Annotated in this window: 15 protein-coding genes and 2 pseudogenes; 5 read left to right on the top strand and 12 right to left on the bottom strand. The window is 70.2% G+C overall.

Going from position 1 to position 18,178, the window contains the following annotated elements; translation table 11 throughout:
- The 6 genes and pseudogenes from VNT59_RS00500 to VNT59_RS00475 form a co-directional block, all read right to left on the bottom strand.
- A pseudogene (locus tag VNT59_RS00500) lies at window positions 1–420 on the bottom strand (nitrate/nitrite transporter); the annotation flags it as partial.
- Window positions 421–886: 466 nt separating this feature from the next.
- Window positions 887–1,843, bottom strand: a complete 957-nt coding sequence (locus tag VNT59_RS00495; RefSeq protein ID WP_325495556.1) for a tripartite tricarboxylate transporter substrate binding protein — start codon at window positions 1,841–1,843, stop codon at window positions 887–889.
- A gap of 44 nt (window positions 1,844–1,887) precedes the next feature.
- Window positions 1,888–2,766, bottom strand: a complete 879-nt coding sequence (locus tag VNT59_RS00490) for an isocitrate lyase/PEP mutase family protein (RefSeq protein ID WP_325495554.1) — start codon at window positions 2,764–2,766, stop codon at window positions 1,888–1,890.
- A 5-nt stretch (window positions 2,767–2,771) separates the two neighbouring features.
- Window positions 2,772–3,278, bottom strand: coding sequence for a 3-isopropylmalate dehydratase (locus VNT59_RS00485; RefSeq protein ID WP_325495552.1), 507 nt, complete (start codon window positions 3,276–3,278; stop codon window positions 2,772–2,774).
- A 143-nt stretch (window positions 3,279–3,421) separates the two neighbouring features.
- The gene (locus VNT59_RS00480; RefSeq protein WP_325495550.1) at window positions 3,422–4,714 is read right to left on the bottom strand and encodes a 3-isopropylmalate dehydratase large subunit; all 1,293 of its coding nucleotides are present in this window, start codon (window positions 4,712–4,714) and stop codon (window positions 3,422–3,424) included.
- Between the two features lie 11 nt (window positions 4,715–4,725).
- Window positions 4,726–5,517 carry a GntR family transcriptional regulator gene (locus VNT59_RS00475; RefSeq protein ID WP_325495548.1) on the bottom strand — a complete coding sequence of 264 codons (792 nt, stop codon included), beginning with the start codon at window positions 5,515–5,517 and terminating at the stop codon, window positions 4,726–4,728.
- Between the two features lie 160 nt (window positions 5,518–5,677).
- On the opposite strand from VNT59_RS00475, the gene VNT59_RS00470 reads away from it, so the two are divergent.
- The 3 genes from VNT59_RS00470 to VNT59_RS00460 all read left to right on the top strand — a co-directional run bounded on the left by VNT59_RS00470 (window position 5,678) and on the right by VNT59_RS00460 (window position 8,268).
- Window positions 5,678–6,652: a tripartite tricarboxylate transporter substrate binding protein gene (locus VNT59_RS00470; protein WP_325495546.1), complete on the top strand. Its 975-nt coding sequence runs from the start codon at window positions 5,678–5,680 to the stop codon at window positions 6,650–6,652.
- A gap of 311 nt (window positions 6,653–6,963) precedes the next feature.
- Window positions 6,964–7,335, top strand: coding sequence for a hypothetical protein (locus tag VNT59_RS00465; protein ID WP_325495544.1), 372 nt, complete (start codon window positions 6,964–6,966; stop codon window positions 7,333–7,335).
- Window positions 7,336–7,629: 294 nt separating this feature from the next.
- A complete protein-coding gene (locus VNT59_RS00460) occupies window positions 7,630–8,268 on the top strand; it encodes an MBL fold metallo-hydrolase (RefSeq protein ID WP_325495542.1) in 639 nt (212 codons plus the stop codon).
- 12 nt (window positions 8,269–8,280) lie between these two features.
- On the opposite strand, the gene VNT59_RS00455 is transcribed toward VNT59_RS00460, so the two are convergent.
- The 6 genes and pseudogenes from VNT59_RS00455 to nosZ all read right to left on the bottom strand — a co-directional run bounded on the left by VNT59_RS00455 (window position 8,281) and on the right by nosZ (window position 16,447).
- Window positions 8,281–8,808, bottom strand: coding sequence for a nitrous oxide reductase accessory protein NosL (locus tag VNT59_RS00455; RefSeq protein ID WP_325495540.1), 528 nt, complete (start codon window positions 8,806–8,808; stop codon window positions 8,281–8,283).
- On the bottom strand, window positions 8,805–9,620 hold the full coding sequence (locus VNT59_RS00450; protein ID WP_325495538.1) for an ABC transporter permease: 816 nt from the start codon (window positions 9,618–9,620) through the stop codon (window positions 8,805–8,807). Before VNT59_RS00450 ends, VNT59_RS00455 begins: the two co-directional genes overlap by 4 nt.
- A gap of 11 nt (window positions 9,621–9,631) precedes the next feature.
- The gene (locus tag VNT59_RS00445) at window positions 9,632–10,564 is read right to left on the bottom strand and encodes an ABC transporter ATP-binding protein (protein WP_325495536.1); all 933 of its coding nucleotides are present in this window, start codon (window positions 10,562–10,564) and stop codon (window positions 9,632–9,634) included.
- Window positions 10,542–11,798: a nitrous oxide reductase family maturation protein NosD gene (locus tag VNT59_RS00440; RefSeq protein WP_325495534.1), complete on the bottom strand. Its 1,257-nt coding sequence runs from the start codon at window positions 11,796–11,798 to the stop codon at window positions 10,542–10,544. Before VNT59_RS00440 ends, VNT59_RS00445 begins: the two co-directional genes overlap by 23 nt.
- A pseudogene (locus VNT59_RS00430) lies at window positions 11,798–14,477 on the bottom strand (4Fe-4S binding protein). The gene VNT59_RS00440 and the pseudogene VNT59_RS00430 overlap by 1 nt, the downstream one beginning before the upstream one ends.
- Window positions 14,478–14,527: 50 nt before the next feature.
- A complete protein-coding gene (nosZ, locus tag VNT59_RS00425) occupies window positions 14,528–16,447 on the bottom strand; it encodes a TAT-dependent nitrous-oxide reductase (protein ID WP_325495528.1) in 1,920 nt (639 codons plus the stop codon).
- 215 nt (window positions 16,448–16,662) lie between these two features.
- Between nosZ and VNT59_RS00420 the strand changes: the two genes are divergently transcribed.
- Window positions 16,663–17,076, top strand: a complete 414-nt coding sequence (locus VNT59_RS00420; RefSeq protein WP_325495526.1) for a c-type cytochrome — start codon at window positions 16,663–16,665, stop codon at window positions 17,074–17,076.
- 28 nt (window positions 17,077–17,104) lie between these two features.
- Complete coding sequence (locus VNT59_RS00415) at window positions 17,105–18,157, top strand: FAD:protein FMN transferase (RefSeq protein WP_325495524.1); 1,053 nt, start codon at window positions 17,105–17,107, stop codon at window positions 18,155–18,157.
- Window positions 18,158–18,178: the final 21 nt, after the last annotated feature.

The raw sequence follows: 18,178 nt of genomic DNA, 5'->3' as shown, positions 1-18,178 counted from the left end.
CAGCATCAGCATGGTCGGATAGCTGGTCGTGTTGTCCTGCACCGCGAAGCCGATCCCCAGCGCCGGGATCAGCAGGCTGGCGGTCGAGATCGCGGTCCAGCGCCGGCCGCCGACGACCGGCACGATGAAGGAGTAGAAGATGCGCAGCGTGGCGCCCGAGAGCGCCGGGGCCGCGGCGAGCCAGAACAGCTGGTCGGTCGAATACTGGAAGCCCAGCGCCGGCAGCCCGACCGCGACGACGCTCCAGAGCTGCCAGATGCAGAACGCCAGGAACAGCGCTGGCACGCTGATCCAGAGGTTGGCCTTCGCGATGGCTTCGCCTTCGCGCTGCCAGAACGCCTTGTCCTCCGGCGTCCAGATGGTGATCAGCCGTCCGGCGCGGGCAGCAGGGGCGGTGCCAGGCAGTCGGCGATTGGGCATCTCACTTCTCTTGCTGTCGTTCGCCGCCCCGGCCGCGGTGTGGCACTAATCCGAGCGGCTGCAAGGCGTCGCGCGACGAAGCCATGCGCCGCGAGGCAAGGCGATCGCCGCCTGCATTGCCGGCTGGATGGAAGCGGGGCATCTCTTCATGCGAGCCTGCTGGTCGTGGCGCCGCTGGCGCCGTCCGAGCAGGGAAATTAGTGGGGCGCTTGCGCCAATTCCTTGCGGTAGGTCAGAGGCGGCGCCGTTCGCCCGCGCGCAGTTGTTGCAAAGGCGCGGCGCGTGTTTCGGGATGAGTCTCGCCTGCTCTGCAGGCGTTCCTGCTGACGTTCGGCGAGAGCATCGAGGAGGGCGCGCCGGCGAGGCGATCGTCGGCGGCCAGCGCGGTGTCGTGCAGCCCGGCTCCGTCGCCGGGGGCCCGCAGCCGCGCCAGCCTCGCCGCGCGCGGCTACGAGGAACGCGGGCCTTACTCGGGCTTGATGCCGAAGGCCTTGCCCTGCGAAGCCCAGTGCTTCAGGTCGGCCGCCAGGAACGCGGCGAACTGCTCGGGCGTGAGGTTCTCGTGCGTGCTGCCGTCCGCGTCCAGCCGCGTCTTGACCTTGGGCTGCTGCATCGCCTTGTTGACCGCCGCATTGAGGGCCCTGGTCACGTCGGTCGGCAGCTTGGCCGGGCCGAGCACCCCGAACCACGAGTAGTTGGTCGTGTACTTCGGGATCGTCTCGGTGATCGGCGCCGCGTCGGGGAACGCCGCCATGCGCTTCGGGCCGGCCACCGCCAATGCGCGCAGCTTGCCGGACTGGACCAGCGGCCGGGCCCCGTTGACCGGCGCGAACATGAGGTCCACGTGGCCGGCCAGGACGTCGGCCAGGGCCGGGCTCGTTCCCTTGAACGGCACCTGCGTCACCTTCGTGCCGGTGGAGTGCTCGAACTCGTAGGTGTCCATCTGCAGGGAGCTGCCGATGCCGCCGACCGCGAAGGTCAGGCCGGCCGCGTTGCCCTTGCCGCTGGCGATCACGTCGCGCAAGTCCTTGTACGGCGCGCCGGCGCGCGTGACCAGCACGCTGGAGCCCTTGGCCAGCAGGGCGACCGGGGTGAAGTCGCCGAGCGGGTCGTACGGCAGCGCCTGGAACAGCGACGCGTTCATGGTGTGGCTGGTGAAGGACACCAGCAGGGTATGGCCGTCGGCCGGCGCGCGGGCCACTTCCAGCGCGGCGATGTTGCCGCCGGCGCCGGGCTTGTTCTCCACGATCACCGGCTGGCCCAGCGTCTTGGTCATGTGCTCGGCGACCTCGCGCGCCAGCGTGTCGGTGGTGCCGCCGGCGGACGCGCCGACGATCAGGCGGATCGGCTTGGACGGGAAGGCGGCATGGGCGGCCAGTGCGGCGAGCGCGAGCACGGCGCCGATGGCGGTGCGTCGAGTCAAACAGCGGTTCACTTCTTCAATCTCCTTTGCGTGGGTACAGCGGGTCAATCGGATTGCGCGCTCGCGTCGTAGCGCGCCGCATCGCGCAGCAGTTCGGGCGTGCCGATCAGTGCGTTGAGCTGGTCGAAATCGAGCATGCGCTCGCGTTCGGGAGCCGTTGTCTGGTGCTGCCTGAGGCTGGCGTAGTAGCGCTGCAGCGTGTGCGCCACCGCCCGCGCGGTGCCGCCGGGGAAGATGACGATGCGAAAGCCCAGGCCGCCGAGCTCGCTGGCGGATCGCACCGGCGTCTTGCCGCCCTCGACCATGTTGGCCAGCAGCGGGATGCGGGCGGCGAAGCGTTCGCAGGCGGCCTTCATCTGCTCCGGCGTGCGCAGCGCTTCGACGAAGAGGGCGTCGACCCCGCAAGCCAGGTAGGCCTCCGCGCGCTCGATGGCGGCGTCGAAGCCCTCCACCGCCAGCGCGTCGGTGCGGGCCAGGATCAGCGTGTCGGCCGATCGGCGCGCATCGAGGGCGGCGCGCAGCTTGCCGCACATTTCCTCGCGCGGGATCACGCCCTTGCCGTCCAGGTGGCCGCAGCGCTTGGGAAAGGTCTGGTCCTCCAGCTGGATCATCGCGGCGCCGGCGCGCTCGAAGGCCCGCACCGTGCGTTGGGTGTTCAGCGCGTTGCCGAAGCCGGTGTCGCCGTCCACGATCACCGGCAGCGCCACCCGCTCGGTGATCCGAGCCAGCGTGTCGGCGACCTCGGTTGCCGTGGTGAGGCCCACGTCGGAGCGGCCGAGCCGGGTGTAGGCGACGGAAGCGCCCGAGAGGTACAGCGCCTCGAAGCCGGCCTGCTCGGCGACCAGCGCGGTGAGCGCGTCGTAGACGCCCGGCGCGAGCACCGGGGCAGGGGATTGCAGGCGTTGCCTGAAGGCAGGTGGCATGGCGGTCATCGGGCGGCTTGCAGCTTGCGCCGCAATTGGTTCATGAGGCCCCCGGCCTGCACCATCTCGAGCAGGAACGGGGGGATGGGCTCGCAGGCGAGGCGGCGGCCGGCGCTGCCGACGACCTGCATCCGCTGCAGGTCGAGTTCGACCAGCTCGCCGTCGCGCAACTGTTCGGCCGCTGGGCACGTCAGCAGCAGCAGGCCGAGGTTGAAGGCGTTGCGGAAGAACAGGCCGCTGAACGACGGTGCGATCACCGCGCGCACACCGAGCTGCACCAGCGCGGCCGCGGCCTGCTCGCGCGAAGAGCCGATGCCGAAGCCGGGGCCGGCAGCGATCACGTCGCCGGCGCGAACGGCTCCGGCGAACCCGGGCCGCACGGCTTCCAGGCAGTGCGGCGCGATGCCTTCGATGCCCAGCTTCATGTACGCGCCGGGGGCGAGCTGGTCGGTGTCGATCTCGGCGCCGAGGCGCCAGACACGGTGCGCGGTCAGGGGCCCAGCGGTCGTCACCTCGTGTCCTGCGCTGCCCCCCGAGGGGGCGTGAGCGCCTTCGGGCGGCCGTGCGGCGCTCATGGGAGCCCCCACGCTTGTCACTTCGTGTACTGCGCTGCCCCCCGAGGGGGCGTGAGCGCCTTCGGGCGGCCGTGCGGCGCTCATGCCAGCACCTCCCGCGGATCGGCGATGCGGCCGCACAACGCCGACGCCGCGACGGTGTAGGGCGATGCGAGGTAGACCTGCGCGCTGGCCGAGCCCATGCGGCCCTTGAAGTTGCGCGCGGTGGTGGCGACCACGGTGGCGCCGTCGGGGATGGTGCCGCCGTAGCCGGAGCAGGCGCCGCACGAATGGGGCAGCAGCTGCGCGCCGGCGTCGCGCAGCGCGCCCAGCACGCCCTCGTCCTGCGCGGCCTGCTGGTCCTGGGCACTCGCCGGCGCGACCATCAGGCGCGTGCCGGCGGCGACGCGGCGGCCGCGCAGCACGGCCGCCGCCGCCCGCAGGTCGTCCAGCTTGGCGCCGGTGCAGGCGCCGATGTAGGCCACCTGGATCGGCACCTGGCCGATGTCGCCGACCGCGTGGGTGTTGGCCGGGCTGTGCGGGGCCGCCACCTGCGGCGCCAGCGCCGCGGCGTCGAAGCGGAACGTCTTCGCCGCGCGCTCGTCCACGCCTTCGTCGGTGAACCAGGGGTCGAGCGCGATCTGCTCGTCGGGCACGCCGGCGGCGCGCAGCCACTCGCGCGTGGTGGCGTCGGGCGCGACCAGCCCGGCCTGGGCGCCCAGCTCCGCGCTCATGTTGGACAGCGTCATGCGCTCCTGCATCGACAGCGCCTGCACGCCCGGGCCGCAGAACTCGACCGCCTGGTAGTCGCCGCCGTTCATCCCGAAGCGGCCGGTCAGGTGCAGCATCATGTCCTTGGCGCTCACGCCGGGCGCCAGCTCGCCGTCCCACCACATGCGCAGGGTCAGCGGCACGCGCACCCAGATCCCGCCGGTGACCACCACCCCGAGCATCTCGGTCGCGCCGATGCCGAACATGTAGGCGCCGAAGGCGCCGCCCGTGGGCGAATGCGAATCGCCGCCGACGCAGAACATCCCGGGGCGGATGTGGCCCTTCTGCGGCAGCACGACGTGGCAGATGCCGATGCTGTCGTACACGTGCGGCAGCTGCTGCTCGGCGGCCCACTCCCGCGCGATGCGCACGATGCGGCGCGAATCCTCGTCGCGCTCCGGCACGTAGTGGTCCATCACCAGCACGACCCGGTTCTTGTCCCAGATGCGCGCGCCCAGCTCCTCCAGCATCGGCTTGAGCCGGCGCGGGCCGGAGGAGTCGTGGAACATCGCCAGGTCCACCTGGCAGCTGACGATCTCGCCGGGCGCCACGTGCGTGCGCCCGCTGGCCCGTGCGATCAGTTTCTGGGCCAGCGTCTGCGCCGGCCGCGCGGGGGGACTCATCTTCCTGTCCTTCAGAACAACAGTTCGGTCACCACGATGCGCGCGTCGATCGCGCCCACCTGCGACAGCTCCATCTGGTACTCGTAGCGGTCGGGCCGGTACAGCCCGTGCAGCAGCTGCAACGGCCGCTCCTGCGTGTCGTACACCACCCGGCGCACCCACAGCAGCGCGGAGCCGACCGGCACCTGCAGCTCGCCGGCCACCCTGGCGTCGGCCTGGCGCGCCGAGACCGTCTGCACGGCCCGGCCCGGCTGCAGGCCGGCTTCCTGCAGCAGCTGCAGCATCGGCTGGTGCGCCAGTTCGGCGCGGCCGAAGCCGCGCACCAGCGCCTCGGGGACGTAGGTCGTGATGTGCGATACCGGGCCGGCGCTGGTGCTGCGCCGGCGCACCGCCTTGCGCAGTTGCTCGCCCTCGGCCACCTGCAGCGCCTGGGCCGTGTCGGGCGAGGCTTCGATCACGCGCCACTCGAGCACCTTCACCGAGGTGCCGCGCGTCGCGTTCACGATGTCTCCCAGCAGGCCCTTGAGCGACGTGGCCGCCTGCGCCTGCGCCGGACGCGGCGCGTCGTGCGCGGGGCGCGAGGCGGGTCGCGAGCGGCGGCCCGCCTCGCGCACGATCAGGCCCTCGTGCGCGAGCTGCTCCAGTGCGCGCCGCACCGTGACGCGGCCGACGCTGAACTGGCGCGTGAGGTCCAGCTCGCCGGGCAGGCCCCGGGCGAAGCGGCCTTCGTGCAACTGCTCGCGCAGCACCAGGTAGACCTGGTGGTATTTGGAGATCGGCAGCGACGCGGCGGTAACGGGCATCCTGTCCTCAGTATAGGACAGGTTCTGTCGATGGGACAAGTTCGGCGGCGCCGGTCCGGCGCGCACGGGTCGATGCGGGCAATCCCGCTGTCCCGCGATGCCTGATCGACGCGATACTGCGCGGATCGGGCCGACGTCCACGGCCTCGGGAGATACCACGATGCGGGCAAGAATCCTCGCGGCGCTCACGGGCGTTGCTCTGTTCGCCGCAGCCCTGCCCGGCGCGCACGCCCAATCCTGGCCGTCGCGCGGCCTCAAGATCGTGGTGCCGTTCGCCCCCGGCGGATCCACCGACATCTTCGCCCGCCTGGTCGGCGAGCGCCTGGCCACGGCCCTGGGCCAGCCCGTCGTCATCGACAACCGCCCTGGCGCCGGCGGCAACATCGGCGCCGACGCCGTCGCGAAGGCACCGCCGGACGGCTACACCCTGCTGATGGCCACGACCGGTGTCATGGCGATCAACAATGCCATGTACCGGAACATGAGTTACCAGGCGGAGCGTGACCTGAAGCCGGTCGCCTACATCGCGTCGATCACCAACGTGCTGATCGTGCCGGCCGACTCGCCCCTCAAGAGCGTGGGCGACGTCATCGCCGCGGCGAAGGCGGCGCCCGGCAAGCTGTCGTTCGCGTCGTCCGGGTCGGGCGCATCGACGCACATGTCCGCGGAGTTGTTCCGGTTGATGACGGGAACCGAGCTGCTCCACATCCCCTACAAGGGCAGCGGCCAGGCGATGCCGGACGTGATTTCCGGCCGCGTCTCGATGATGTTCGAGAACATGCCGGGTGCCGTCGGCCACATCAAGGCGGGCAAGGTGAGGGTGCTCGCGGTCACCGGCTTGCAGCGCACGCCGGCGCTGCCCGACGTGAAGACCATCGCCGAATCGGGCGTGCCGGGCTACGAATCGCTGTCCTGGAGCGGGATCGCGGCGCCGGCCGCCACGCCGCCCGAGGTGATCGCCCGGCTGAACCGGGAGATCAATGCCATCCTGGCGAGCCCCGACATGCGGCAGAAGCTCGCGGATCAGGGCGCCGAAGCCATGGGGGGCACGCCGGAAGCATTCGCCGAGCACATCAGCCGCGAGCGCACGAAGTGGTCCAAGGTGGTACGCGAGGCCGGGATCGCGGTGAATTAGGCTGGGGCTGTTGCAGCCTGCGCTGCGAGCGGGCCCGACGCCATGGCAGGGACGAGCGACACGTGCGCAGCATGTAGTTCTGGGGCAGTCCGCGGCCGAACAGAGGCCGCGGTGACGGACGATTTCGCGATTGTGGAGCAATGGGTGGCAGTAGTGCAGCGCGTACGGCTGGTTATTCAAGGACGCCCGGCCAGCTATGCTGGAGCCTTCAGCAACACGGAACCGCCACTACCGTTGGGTAGGTACCTCACCATGGACGGAAACCCATCCGCGCACCGGCAGCGCGGCCTGTTTCGCAGCAGGGCGCTGAGATGAACCCAGAAAATACTCTGCCGCAGCGCGTCCAGACGCTTCACCGAACCTTGCGGCTGACTTCTGCCCTGATGGGCGCGCTGTTTGGTGCAATCACCATCTTCATTGCTCCAAAGCTTGTCGGAGCAGAGGCTGCCACGCTAATGTCGACGCTGCCGTTTTGGATGAGATTCGCATTCCTGGCAACGATGATGGTGACGGTCGGAGGTGGCATGTGGATTGGCGGCTGGTTATGGGCGCGCCTTGCCAAACATTGGTGCACCGTCACTGCTGATGAAATGAAGGCCGTCTATCGACTAGCGCGCCTCAAGCCCGGCCCAATGGACTTGAAGCAGGAAGCGGCGATCGAACGCCTGTATGGCAAGAGATAGCGATCCGATCCGTTTTGGAGCGTGGTGCTCTTTCGGCTACACCTCGGGAAGCATCGCCCACCATGCGGGCCAAGGTCGTCGAAGGCACCGTCCCCGCGGAGCACGAGGACGGTCGTTCATGCGAGGCGCGCCGATCATAGTGGACGTCTGGACTTCATTCGCATCGAGGCGCGGCGCGGTGCTGCCCGTCAGTGTGCTCTGCAAGATCGCAGCAGGCTTGGAGTGGCGCCTGTCGGATCTAGCTGCGCGATCCCAGATTTCACTTTCTCATTGCTGCAAACAAATGGGCGGACCATGCTGAAGTACGAAACCATCCCCGTCACGCCGTTCCGGCAGAACTGCTCGATCGTCTGGGACGACCAGACCAGGCAGGCGGCGATCATCGATCCCGGCGGCGACCTCGACACCCTGCTGGCCGAAGCGGCCAGCCGCGGCCTGAAGCTGGAACAGATCTGGCTGACCCACGCCCACATCGACCATGCCGGCGGCACCGCCGAGCTGGCCGAGCGGCTGCAGCTGCCGGTGATCGGGCCGCATCCGGGGGACCAGTTCTGGATCGATGCGATCGGGCAGCAGGGCGCGATGTTCGGCCTGCCGCAGGCGCGGCCGTTCCAGCCGACCCGCTGGCTGCACGACGGCGACACCGTGGAACTGGCCGGCCACGTGCTGCACGTGCGCCACTGCCCGGGCCACACGCCGGGCCACGTGGTGTTCCATTCGCCGGAGATGAAGCGCGCGTTCGTCGGCGACGTGCTGTTTGCCGGCAGCATCGGCCGCACCGACTTCCCGCAGGGCGACCACGACACGCTGATCGCCAGCATCACGCAGCGGCTGTGGCCGATGGGCGACGACACGGTGTTCATTCCCGGGCACGGCCCCGAGAGCACCTTCGGCCGCGAGCGGCGCAGCAACCCCTACGTCGGCAACACCTGAGCCCGCGCGGGGCTACATCCGGGTGTCGTGCGAGGCGCCGCCGCTCAGGTCGGCCAGCTGCGGCGTGACCTCGGCGAACGGCAGCACCTTGCCGCCGTACTGGGCCGCGAACTTCCTCGCCTCGGCCTCCTGCGCGAAGCTGGCGAAGGTCGGGCCCATCGAGCCGCGGCGCTTGCTGCCGATCACGTAGAAGCCGGTCCTGGCGTCGAACCAGTGGCCGCGCGGCTGGTCCCAGTCGGCCCGCGCCATGTCCTGCACGAACACGGCGCGCACCGGCCGGACCTGCTCCGGCCGCAGCAGCTGCGCGAACATCTCGACGGTGTCGCAGAAGAACACCGGCGCGGCCTGGCCGGCATAGTGGATCTGCGCCTTGGGCCCGCCGTAGTCGGCCAGCAGCATGCCGTCGAGGTCGCAGGTGGTGGCCGGATCGATCTCGGCCGGGCGCAGCACGGTGCCCGATTCGGCGTTGGTGCAGCCGACGAGGGCGGCGAGCGGCGCGGCGCACAGGGCCAGCAGCAGATGGCGGCGATGGGGTGTCATGGGCGGAATCTCCAGCTGGCGATGCCCAGCGGCGCGGCGATCCAGCCCAGCATCACCAGGCCCATCAGCCATGGCTTGGCCAGGGCGGCGGGCACGATGCTGGACAGCCCGTAGAGGGTGCGCACGTCGTCGAGCGAAAAGACATTGAGGACGCGGAACACGTCCGCGGGGTTGAACAGCAGCAGGTACGGAAACCAGGCGGCGCCGGCCTGGCCGCCGGTGGCGACCAGCGCCCCGAGCAGCAGCAGGTCGAACACCAGCACGAAGAAGAACCACAGGCCGATCGCGAGGCCGGAGGCGCGGGTGCGGTCGGTGGCCAGCACCGACAGCATCACGGCCAGGCTGAGGAACGCGAGTCCGAGCAGCACCGAGCTGGCCATGAAGCCCGCGTACGGCACCAGGCCGGCGGCGCCGATCTGGCCGGCCAGCAGCAGCGCCACCAGCCCGAAGCCGCCGAGGGTGGAGATGGTCAACGCGGCGGCCAGGCCCAGGTACTTGCCGAGCAGCAGTTCGGGCCGCGTGATCGGCAGCGACAGCAGCAGGTTGAGCGAGCCGCGCTCGCGCTCGCCGACGATCGCGTCGAAGCCGAGCAGCAGGGCGATCAGCGGGATCAGGTAGATCACCAGGCTGACCAGGCTGGCGATGGTGAACTCGATCGAGCGCAGGCCGACGGCGCCCTGCTGGGCGCCCCCGAAGTAGGCGATCACGATGGCCAGCACCGTGAACACGAGGGCGACGGCGAGCACCCAGCGGTTGCGCAGGCGATCGCGCAGTTCCTTGCGGGCGATGGTGAAGATCTGTGCGGCTTCCATGGTTCGATCCGTCACGCGGCGCAGCCGAAGAAGACGTCCTCGAGCGAAGGCTCGTGGACCTTGAAGTCGAGCACCTGGCTGCCGCGCGCCGCCAGCGCGGCGAGCACGGCCATCTTGGCGTCGCGCGGGCAGCGGGCCCGCAGCCGGGGGCCGTCCCAGTGGCGCTCGGCCAGCGGCAGCGGCTCCAGCGCGGCGCGCACGTCGGCGGCGCCGGCCTCGCTGGCGACCACGTCCAGGTGCAGCGGCAGCAGCGTGCGCTCGCGCAGCTCCTGCAAGGTGCCCAGGGCCTGCACCCGGCCCGAGGCCATGACCGCCAGCCGGTTCACCCGCTCCTGCAGCTCGGCCAGCACGTGCGAGGTCACGATCATGGTGACGCCATCGGCGCGCAGCTCGCGCAGCGTGGCGTAGAACGAGCGGGTCGCCTCCGGGTCCAGCCCGGTGGTCGGTTCGTCGAGGAACAGCACCTGCGGCCGGCCCAGCAGCGCCTGCGCGAAGCCCAGGCGCTGGCGCATGCCCTTGCTGTACTCGCGCACCGGACGCGCGCCGGCGGCGCCCAGGCCGACCCGGTCCAGCACCGCCGCGCACTCCTGCTGCGGCGCGCCCTTCAGCCGCGCGATGAAGCGCAGCGTCTCCAGCCCGCTGAGGTTGTCGTAGAGGACCACGTTCTCGGGCAGGTAGCCGATGCGGCGGCGCACGCTGCGGAACTGCGCGCCGGCTACCGAGGCGCCCTGCAGGCGGATCTCGCCGGCGCTGGCCGCCACCAGGCCCAGCATCATCTTGAACAGGGTGCTCTTGCCGGCGCCGTTGTGGCCGATCAGGCCGAACAGCTCGCCGCGGTGCACGTCGAGGTCGACGCCGTCGACCGCGCGCACCGCACCGTAGTGCTTGGCGACGCCGCGCACGGCGATGACCGGCGTGTCGTCAGCGCTTGGAGGGCTTGTCATTCCATGTGCTCCAGTTGGGATGGGCGGGGTGCATGCGCGGCTTGGGATCGACGACGCTGGGCACCCGCAGCACCGGGAACTGCTGGCCGACCAGCCGCAGCGCCTGCACGGCGGGGCTGGCCAGCAGCAGCTTGACGATCGGATGGCGCCAGACCAGCCGGTCGACCACGTCGTTGGCCTCGTAGCGGACGTCGCCGTGGCCGTCGCCGTCGCGGTCCCAGCCCAGGTAGTTGCCCCAATAGTTGCCGCCGCGGGCGCCCCAGGTCTCGTCCTTCGCGCCGACGTAGCGCACCTGCTCGCGGTTCTCGATGAAGTCGTTGCCTTCCACCTCGTTGCGGGTGGAGCCGGCGGACAGGTGCACGCCGACCTGGTTGCCGACCACCAGGTTGCCGGTGAGCCGCGCGTATTCGACGTCGTAGATGAAGAAGCCGCGCGCGTTGCCGGCGACCACGTTGTTCTCGATCACCGAGTCCTGCAGCGTGCGCAGCATGATGCCGTGGTCGGTGTTGCCCCAGGCGCGGTTGTTGCGCACCACCTGGTCGCGCACCTCCATCAGCGCGAGCCCGCCGCGGTTGTAATAGCTGTCGTTGTCCTCCCACAGGTTGTGGTAGGAGTTCATGTAGTGCGTGCCGTAGCGGCTGTGGTGCAGCCGGTTGCCGCGGAACACCGCGTGATGCGAGACGTCGACGTAGAGCGCGTCGCGCACGAAGCTGACCTGGTTGCCGATGATCTGCGCGCCGTTGGTGTTGTACAGCTGCACGCCGTTGCCGCGCTGCGAGGACGCGTAGTCGCGCTTGCCGACGATCACGTTGCGCTCGACCCGCACGTCGTCGGCCTTCTCGATCCACAGGCCGAACAGGTTGTAGACCAGGTCGCACTGGCGCACCACGGCGCGGTGCGAGCCGGGGCTGACGTAGATGCCGGCGTTCTGCGCCAGCAGGCTGTCGCCGGAATCGCGCACGATCAGGCCCTCGATCGTCACGTCGGGCGACCGGACGCGGATCGTGTCGCCGGTCAGGCCGCCGCTGATGGTGGGCCGGCCGATGCCGCGCAGCGTCAGCGGCCGGGCGATCACCAGGTTGCCGCTGTACTGGCCGCGGGCGATCTCGACCACGTCGCCGGCGGCGGCGCGGTCGATGGCCGGCTGGATCGGCTGGCCGGGCCGCACGGTCCACGTCGCGGCCTGCGCGGCGCAGCCGGCGGCCAGGGCCAGCACGGCGAGCATGCGCTTCATCAGATCACCAGCCAGCCCATGGCCTTGAGCGCCAGGAACAGCGTGGCCCCGATCAGCAGGTTCTTGAACGAGACGTAGCAGACCATGTCCATGACCGAGGCGGCCCGGTAGTTGTCGCGCCACCAGGGGCCGTCCTTGACGTAGCGCTTGGCGCGCAGGCGCACCAGCACCTCGTACAGGCTCCAGCCGAACCACCAGCCGATGATGGCGCCGGCGCGCAGCTCGCCCAGGGCCGCCAGGACCCAGGCCAGCGTCACCGCGACGGCGAGCGCGATCCCGGCGGCGCGCAGCAGCCGGGGCGGCGCGCCCACGCCGCGCTTCCACGGCCACAGGTGGTCGACCACTTCGGCCCAGGCGCGGCCCGCGAGGGTGCGCACGGCGTAGGGGCGGGGGACCGGGTCGGTCGGCATGCGGGGATCCACGGTGCTCATTGCTGCTCCCTCGGGCCCGAGGCCCTGTCCCCGCGAGCGGGAATTCGCCCCTGCGGGCGGCCGGTGCGGCTCATGCCTTGGACTCCTGGCGGGTGTTCGCGACCGGGTGGATCGGGATGTAGTAGCCGTCGCGGCCGATCGGCGTCAGCTCCAGGCCATCACGCTCGCGTCGCTTGCGCTCCTTGGCCAGCGGCGGGCAGGCGTGGCTGTCGGTGTACAGCACCATGCAGTCCAGGCAGTGCAGGCACTCGCGGTGGTCGATGCGGCCGTCGGCGTCGATGGCCTGGGCGCCGCAGCCGGTCGCGCAGGCCTTGCAGGTATTGCACTCCTGCTTGCGGCGCAGGCCGAACCAGCGGAACGTCGAGGGCATCGCCAGCGACGCGCCGAGCGGGCACAGGTACTTGCAGAACGGCCGCTCGACGAACACGGACACGCCGAGGATGGCGGCGGCGAACAGCGTGTAGGGCCAGGAGCGCTGGAACCAGCCGACCAGGAAGGTGGTCTTGAAGGGCTCCACCTCCGCCAGCATCTCGGCCCAGCCCATCGAGAACATCGACACCGCCAGCAGCCCGAAGAAGATGCCGTACTTGACCCACTTCAGGCGGTCGTGCAGCCAGCGCGGCAGGGCGCGCTGGAAGCGGCGCAGGCCGATCGCGCCGCCCACCTTGTACAGCAGCTCCGAGAGCGAGCCGAACGGGCACAGCCAGCCGCAGAACAGGCCCCGGCCCCAGACGAACACGGTGGCGATGATGAAGATCCAGAACAGGAACACGAACGGATCGCTCAGGAACAGGGTCCAGGTCCAGTGGAACAGCAGGGCGTGGAACCAGGTCAGCACCTGCGTGATCGACGGCTGGGCCATGAGGTGGAAGCCGACGAAGCCGATCGACGCCACCCAGGCGCTGTACTTGAACGCGTTGACCGGCCACTTGTTCTTGCGGGTGGCGCGGCGCGTCAGCCGGTCGCGCTGCGCATAGACCACGGCCACGCCGACCAGCAGGGCGGCGAACAGCGCGATCTCCACGGCGCGCGACTTCCAGACCTTGACCCAGGCGGCCTCGGGCTCGTCCAGCTCGGGGCGGCCGCCCTGCAGCGACCAGGCCGGCAGCCAGTACCTGGCCTCGAAGCTGGTGAAGCTGCGGGCGCCGGTGGCGCGGTCGACCCGGTTGCCCAGCAGCGTCAGCTTCCACGGATAGGCCGCGGAGAACGCCGGCGAGCGCACGATGAAGATCGCCGATTCGTCGTAGCGCGGCGCACCGGCCGCCTCGATGCCGTAGAGGTTGGTGGAGTCCAGGTCGCGGAAGGTGAAGGCGTCCATGCCCTGGCGCACCTGCACCCGGTCGTAGATGCCGCCGCGCACGAAGCCGGAGCCCTTGAACGATTCCTTGCCCTGGGTGCGGATCACGAACAGGGCCTGTTCGCCGGGCTTGAGCTGCGACATCAAGCCGGACCAGGCCGAAGCGCCGAGCACCGCCTTGCCGATGTCGGGCTGGTTCAGCGCGCCGAACCACAGTTCGATGAAGGGCGAGCCGGTCCGGTCGAGCCCGACCTGCTCGGGCTGCACCACCAGGCGCTGCACGGCGCCTTGGTCCACCAGCGCCGCCCAGTCGAGAGTGCGGCCGGTGTCGGCGAACTTCGCCGGGGCCCGCACGGTGGGCGCCAGGATGCCGGTCTGGCGCGCGACCGAGGCGCCCGACATGGTCATCACCTGGTTCTCCGCGATCACGGTGACGGTGGCGCCGGAGATGGCGTCCAGGCCCACCACGCCCTCGTCGGGGCGGGACGGGCCGACCTCCAGCTTGTCGCCGACGAACTTGCCGACGTACTGGTGGATGAAGCGGTCCAGCGCCGCCTCGGGAATGCCCAGCAGCAGGATCGGCTCGGAGTGCTTGAGCACCTTGACGCCGACGAAGCGGCCCTTGAGGTCCATGCCGATCAGCGTGACCACCGGCTTGCCCGAATAGGCGGGCGTGTCGGTGATGTCGGTGGAGAGCATGACGTAGCCGAGCAGCCTCGGCTTGCCGTTCTCGTCGGCATACGCTTCGACGTACGGCGGCTGGCCCTTGCGTTCGGAAAAGGAGGTCGCGCCGGGGAACACCTCGCGGCACGGAGCGAAGTCGCACAGCCGCTTGGAGGAGTGGATCTCCTCGGGCAGCGGGGCTTCGTAGGCGGTGGCCCAGGCCGCGGCGCCGGCCAGCAATGCGGCAGCCGCCACGCACAGGCGCAGGACGATCGACAACAGGTTCATGGGAATGGCCGGGCCGGCCCGCGCCGCGGCGCGCGCCGGCCCGCGCGGGCTCAGGCCTCGACGATCATGCGGCTGCGCATCTCGAGGTGCAGCGCGTGGCAGAAGTGCGTGCAGTAGGCCCAGAACACGCCGGGCTTGTCGGCGATGAAGGTCACCGACTTGGTCTCCTGCGGGTTCACGATGAAGTTGACGTTGTACTTCGGGATCGCGAAGCCGTGCGTCAGGTCCTCCACCTTGTCGAGGTTGGTGAGGATGAGGGTGACCTCGTCGCCCTTCTTCACCTTGAACTCGCGCAGGCTGAAGGCCGGGGCCTGCGACGTCATCTTCACCGTCACCTTGCGGCCCTTGCGCTCGACGCCGCTTTCCTTGGCGTCCTTGACCGCGTTCGGGAAGTCCTCCAGGGCATAGACCTGCTTGGGCCGCACCAGGTCGCGCTTGAAGATGATGAAGTCGTGCGGCTCGCCGCGCACCGGGTGGTCGGCCTTGAGCACCATCTTCTCGCCCGAGATGTCGATCAGCTGCTCGTTCTCGGCGTGCAGCGGGCCCACCGGCAGGAAGCGGTCCTTGGAGAACTTGCAGCCCACCGCCAGCCACTTGCCGTCGGCGGCCTTGGTCTCCGACTGCGAGGCGTTGACGTGGCCCGGCTGGTATTGCAGGTCGAGGCGGTCGACCACGTACTTGGCGTTCTTGTCGCCGGCGTGGAACTTGATCGCCGCGTCCACGTTCCACTTGACCAGCTGGCTGTCCAGGAACAGGGTGGTGTAGGCGTTGCCGCGGCCGTCGAAGGCGGTGTGCAGCGGGCCCAGGCCGACTTCGACCTCGGCGACGATGGCGGCGTCCAGCTTCTCCAGCTTGCCGTCGAACCAGTCGAGCACCTTGGCCAGTTCGATCACCGTGCAGGTGGGCGAAAGCTTGCCGGCGCAGATGAAGTACTTGCCGTCCGGGCTGGCGTTCACGCCGTGCGGGTTCTTGGGCACGCTCACGTAGGCGGTGAGGGCGGTCTTGGGATCCTTGTTGGCTTCGCGCGTGCCGTCGACCACCGGCACCTTGGAGTCGCCGACGGTCTTGAACTTGCCGGCCTTGACGGCGGCCTCGATGCGGGCGACGTTGAAGAACAGGCAGGCGTCGCGCTCGGCGGACATCATGTCCTCGTACTTGACGCCGTTCTCGGTGTTGTACTGGTTGGTGGCGGCCAGCTTGCCGTCGTACGAGGTGGCCGTCAGGTCGCAGTTGCCGTCGATCAGCACCTGCCACCGCACTTCCATGGTCTCGGCGTCCACGCAGGTGAACATGCTGCGGTACTTGTCGGCCTTCTCGAGGTCGCTGCCGTTGTTCGGCAGCGGGATCTGGAATTCGGCGCCGCAGAACACGCGGGTGGTGTAGTTGATCGCGGGATCGACCGGGTCACGCTTGTCCGGGAAGATGCCGTGGAAGCCCTGCACGTTGGGCAGCTCGGTGATCTTGTCGCAGATGAAGTAGTCGAGCCGGATCCGGGCCAGGCGGCTGTTGATCTTGTCGTTGATCCAGGCGTAGCGGCCGTCGTAGTTGCCGTCCTTGTACGAGGCGTGCGTGTGGTGGGTGTCGGCCACGGTGTACCTCAGGCTGCCGTCGGCCTTGGTGCCCATGATCTGCTTGGACTCGTTGGTGATGCCCCAGCCCACCAGCGCGTCCGGCACGAAGCAGGGAATGCGCAGCAGCTCGCGGCCCGAGGGCAGGCCCAGCACGCGCATGTCGCCGGTGTGGCCGCCGCTCCAGAGCCCGTAGTACGTGTCGAGCTCGCCCGGCTTCAGGTGGATCGAGGCGCCGCCTTCGTCGGCGTGCGAGCCCGCGACGGCCGACGAGGCCTTCGCTGCGGGCGCAGTCGCCGGCTTGTCCGAACAGGCGGCCATGCCGATGCCGGCCAGGCCGGCTGCCGCCGCGGTGTTCAGGAACCGCCGGCGCGGCAGTTCGGATTTGGTTTCTTCTGGCATCTGGGCCCCTTTCCTCATTGCGTCTTCCTTCGCTTGGTCATCAGGCAGGTGCCGCCGCCACCGTGGCTGCGCACCGTTTTTTGGAAAGGTGGATCATCCGTGCACCTTCCTGCCGTTCATTTGCTCTACGTCAAGCGCGGCGGCGTTCGCCGCAAATTTTTTCGCGTGGGCGCCGCCTAGAATGGGCGACCGTTTTCCTCAACTTCCAAACAAGCATGAAACACCTCACGCTCACGCTCGCGATCTGTGGCGCCGCGCTGCTGGCCGCCTGCAGCAAGCAGGAGACGCCGGCTCCGGCCGCGCCCGCTCCCGCGGCCACCGCACCGGCCGCAGCACCCGCCGCCGCACCGGCGCCCGCCACCGCTTCGGCCGACAACGCCGCGGGCAAGTCGGTGTTCAACAAGACCTGCGCGCTGTGCCACGCCGCCGGCGTTGCCGGTGCGCCCAAGCCCGGCGACAAGGCCGACTGGGGTCCGCGCATCGCGCAGGGCATGGACACGCTGTACACGCACGCGATCGGCGGCTTCACCGGCGCCAAGGGCCAGATGCCGGCCAAGGGCGGCAACGCGGCGCTGAGCGACGACGACGTCAAGGCCGCCGTCAACTACATGGCCGACCAGTCGCGCTGAGCGGCGCGCCAACACGCCAGTGCATCGCGTGACCGACAACGCGGCCGCAGCGGCCGCCATGGCGCCGGTGGACCCCCGCCGGCGCCGCCTCATGCTGGCAGCCTCGTTCGGCGCCTGCCTCGCGGCCTGGCCGTCGGCGCGGCTGCGGGCGCAGGACCTGCGGCTGCGGGCCTCGCGCCACATGATGGGGACGGTGGTCGACATCGCCGTCGCCGGCGGCGACGCCGACCTGCTGCGCTCGGCGCAGGCAGCGGCGTTCGAACGCATGGCCGCGCTGGTCGCGATGATGAGCCACTACGAGCCCACCAGCCGCGTCGCCGCGATCAACCTGGCGGCCGGCCTGCAGCCGGTGGCCATCGAGCCGGAGTTGATGCAGGTGCTGGCGATGGCGCAGCGCATGTCGCGGCGCAGCGGCGGTGCCTTCGACGTCACCGTCGGCTCGGTGGGGCGCTGGCATTTCGATCCGCGCGATCCGGTGATGCCGCCGGCGGGCTACATCGCGGCGCACCTGGCCGACGTCGACTGGCGCCAGCTCCAACTGGACGAGCGCGCCGGCACCGCCTATCTCGCCAGGCGCGGGATGCGCATCGACCCGGGCGGCATCGCCAAGCTGGCGATCCTGGACGCGGGACTGCAGACGCTTAAGCGCCACGGCGTGACGCAGGCGCTGATCAACGGCGGCGGCGACGTGGTCGCCACGAGCGGCGGCGCGCAGCGGCCGTGGCGGGTGGGCATCCGCGACCCGCGCGAGCCGTCGCGGCTGCTGGCCGCGATCGACGTGCGCGAGGGTTTCGTCGCGTCGTCGGGCGATTACGAACGCTGCTTCGTGCGCGGCGGCCGCCGCTACCACCACGTGCTCGATCCGAAGACCGGCTATCCGGCGCAGGGCCCGCATGGCGTGACGCTGGTCGGAACCGAACTGGCCGCCGTCAACGGCCTGGGCGCCGCCGCGATGGTGCTGCCGGCGCGCGAGGCGCACGGCCTGATCGGCCAGACGCGCGGCGTGCAGGCGCTGATCGCCGGCCGCGACAACGGCCTGTGGATCACCGCCGGGCTGCGCGAGCGGCTGCAGCCGGCCTGAGGGCCGCCGGCCGGATCGCGG

The sequence above is a fragment of the Ramlibacter sp. genome (assembly GCF_035554825.1).
GTDB lineage: Bacteria > Pseudomonadota > Gammaproteobacteria > Burkholderiales > Burkholderiaceae_C > Ramlibacter.
This window is presented reverse-complemented; position numbering and strand designations above follow the sequence as displayed.

Excerpts from the sequence above, each read along its gene's own strand:
- VNT59_RS00420 (WP_325495526.1), top strand. The coding sequence starts at position 16,663 with ATGAAACACCTCACGCTCACGCTCGCGATCTGTGGCGCCGCGCTGCTG.
- VNT59_RS00490 (WP_325495554.1), bottom strand. The coding sequence starts at position 2,766 with ATGCCACCTGCCTTCAGGCAACGCCTGCAATCCCCTGCCCCGGTGCTC.
- VNT59_RS00465 (WP_325495544.1), top strand. The coding sequence starts at position 6,964 with ATGAACCCAGAAAATACTCTGCCGCAGCGCGTCCAGACGCTTCACCGA.
- VNT59_RS00445 (WP_325495536.1), bottom strand. The coding sequence starts at position 10,564 with ATGACAAGCCCTCCAAGCGCTGACGACACGCCGGTCATCGCCGTGCGC.
- nosZ (WP_325495528.1), bottom strand. The coding sequence starts at position 16,447 with ATGCCAGAAGAAACCAAATCCGAACTGCCGCGCCGGCGGTTCCTGAAC.
- VNT59_RS00450 (WP_325495538.1), bottom strand. The coding sequence starts at position 9,620 with ATGGAAGCCGCACAGATCTTCACCATCGCCCGCAAGGAACTGCGCGAT.
- VNT59_RS00460 (WP_325495542.1), top strand. The coding sequence starts at position 7,630 with ATGCTGAAGTACGAAACCATCCCCGTCACGCCGTTCCGGCAGAACTGC.
- VNT59_RS00455 (WP_325495540.1), bottom strand. The coding sequence starts at position 8,808 with ATGACACCCCATCGCCGCCATCTGCTGCTGGCCCTGTGCGCCGCGCCG.
- VNT59_RS00440 (WP_325495534.1), bottom strand. The coding sequence starts at position 11,798 with ATGAAGCGCATGCTCGCCGTGCTGGCCCTGGCCGCCGGCTGCGCCGCG.
- VNT59_RS00470 (WP_325495546.1), top strand. The coding sequence starts at position 5,678 with ATGCGGGCAAGAATCCTCGCGGCGCTCACGGGCGTTGCTCTGTTCGCC.
- VNT59_RS00475 (WP_325495548.1), bottom strand. The coding sequence starts at position 5,517 with ATGCCCGTTACCGCCGCGTCGCTGCCGATCTCCAAATACCACCAGGTC.
- VNT59_RS00480 (WP_325495550.1), bottom strand. The coding sequence starts at position 4,714 with ATGAGTCCCCCCGCGCGGCCGGCGCAGACGCTGGCCCAGAAACTGATC.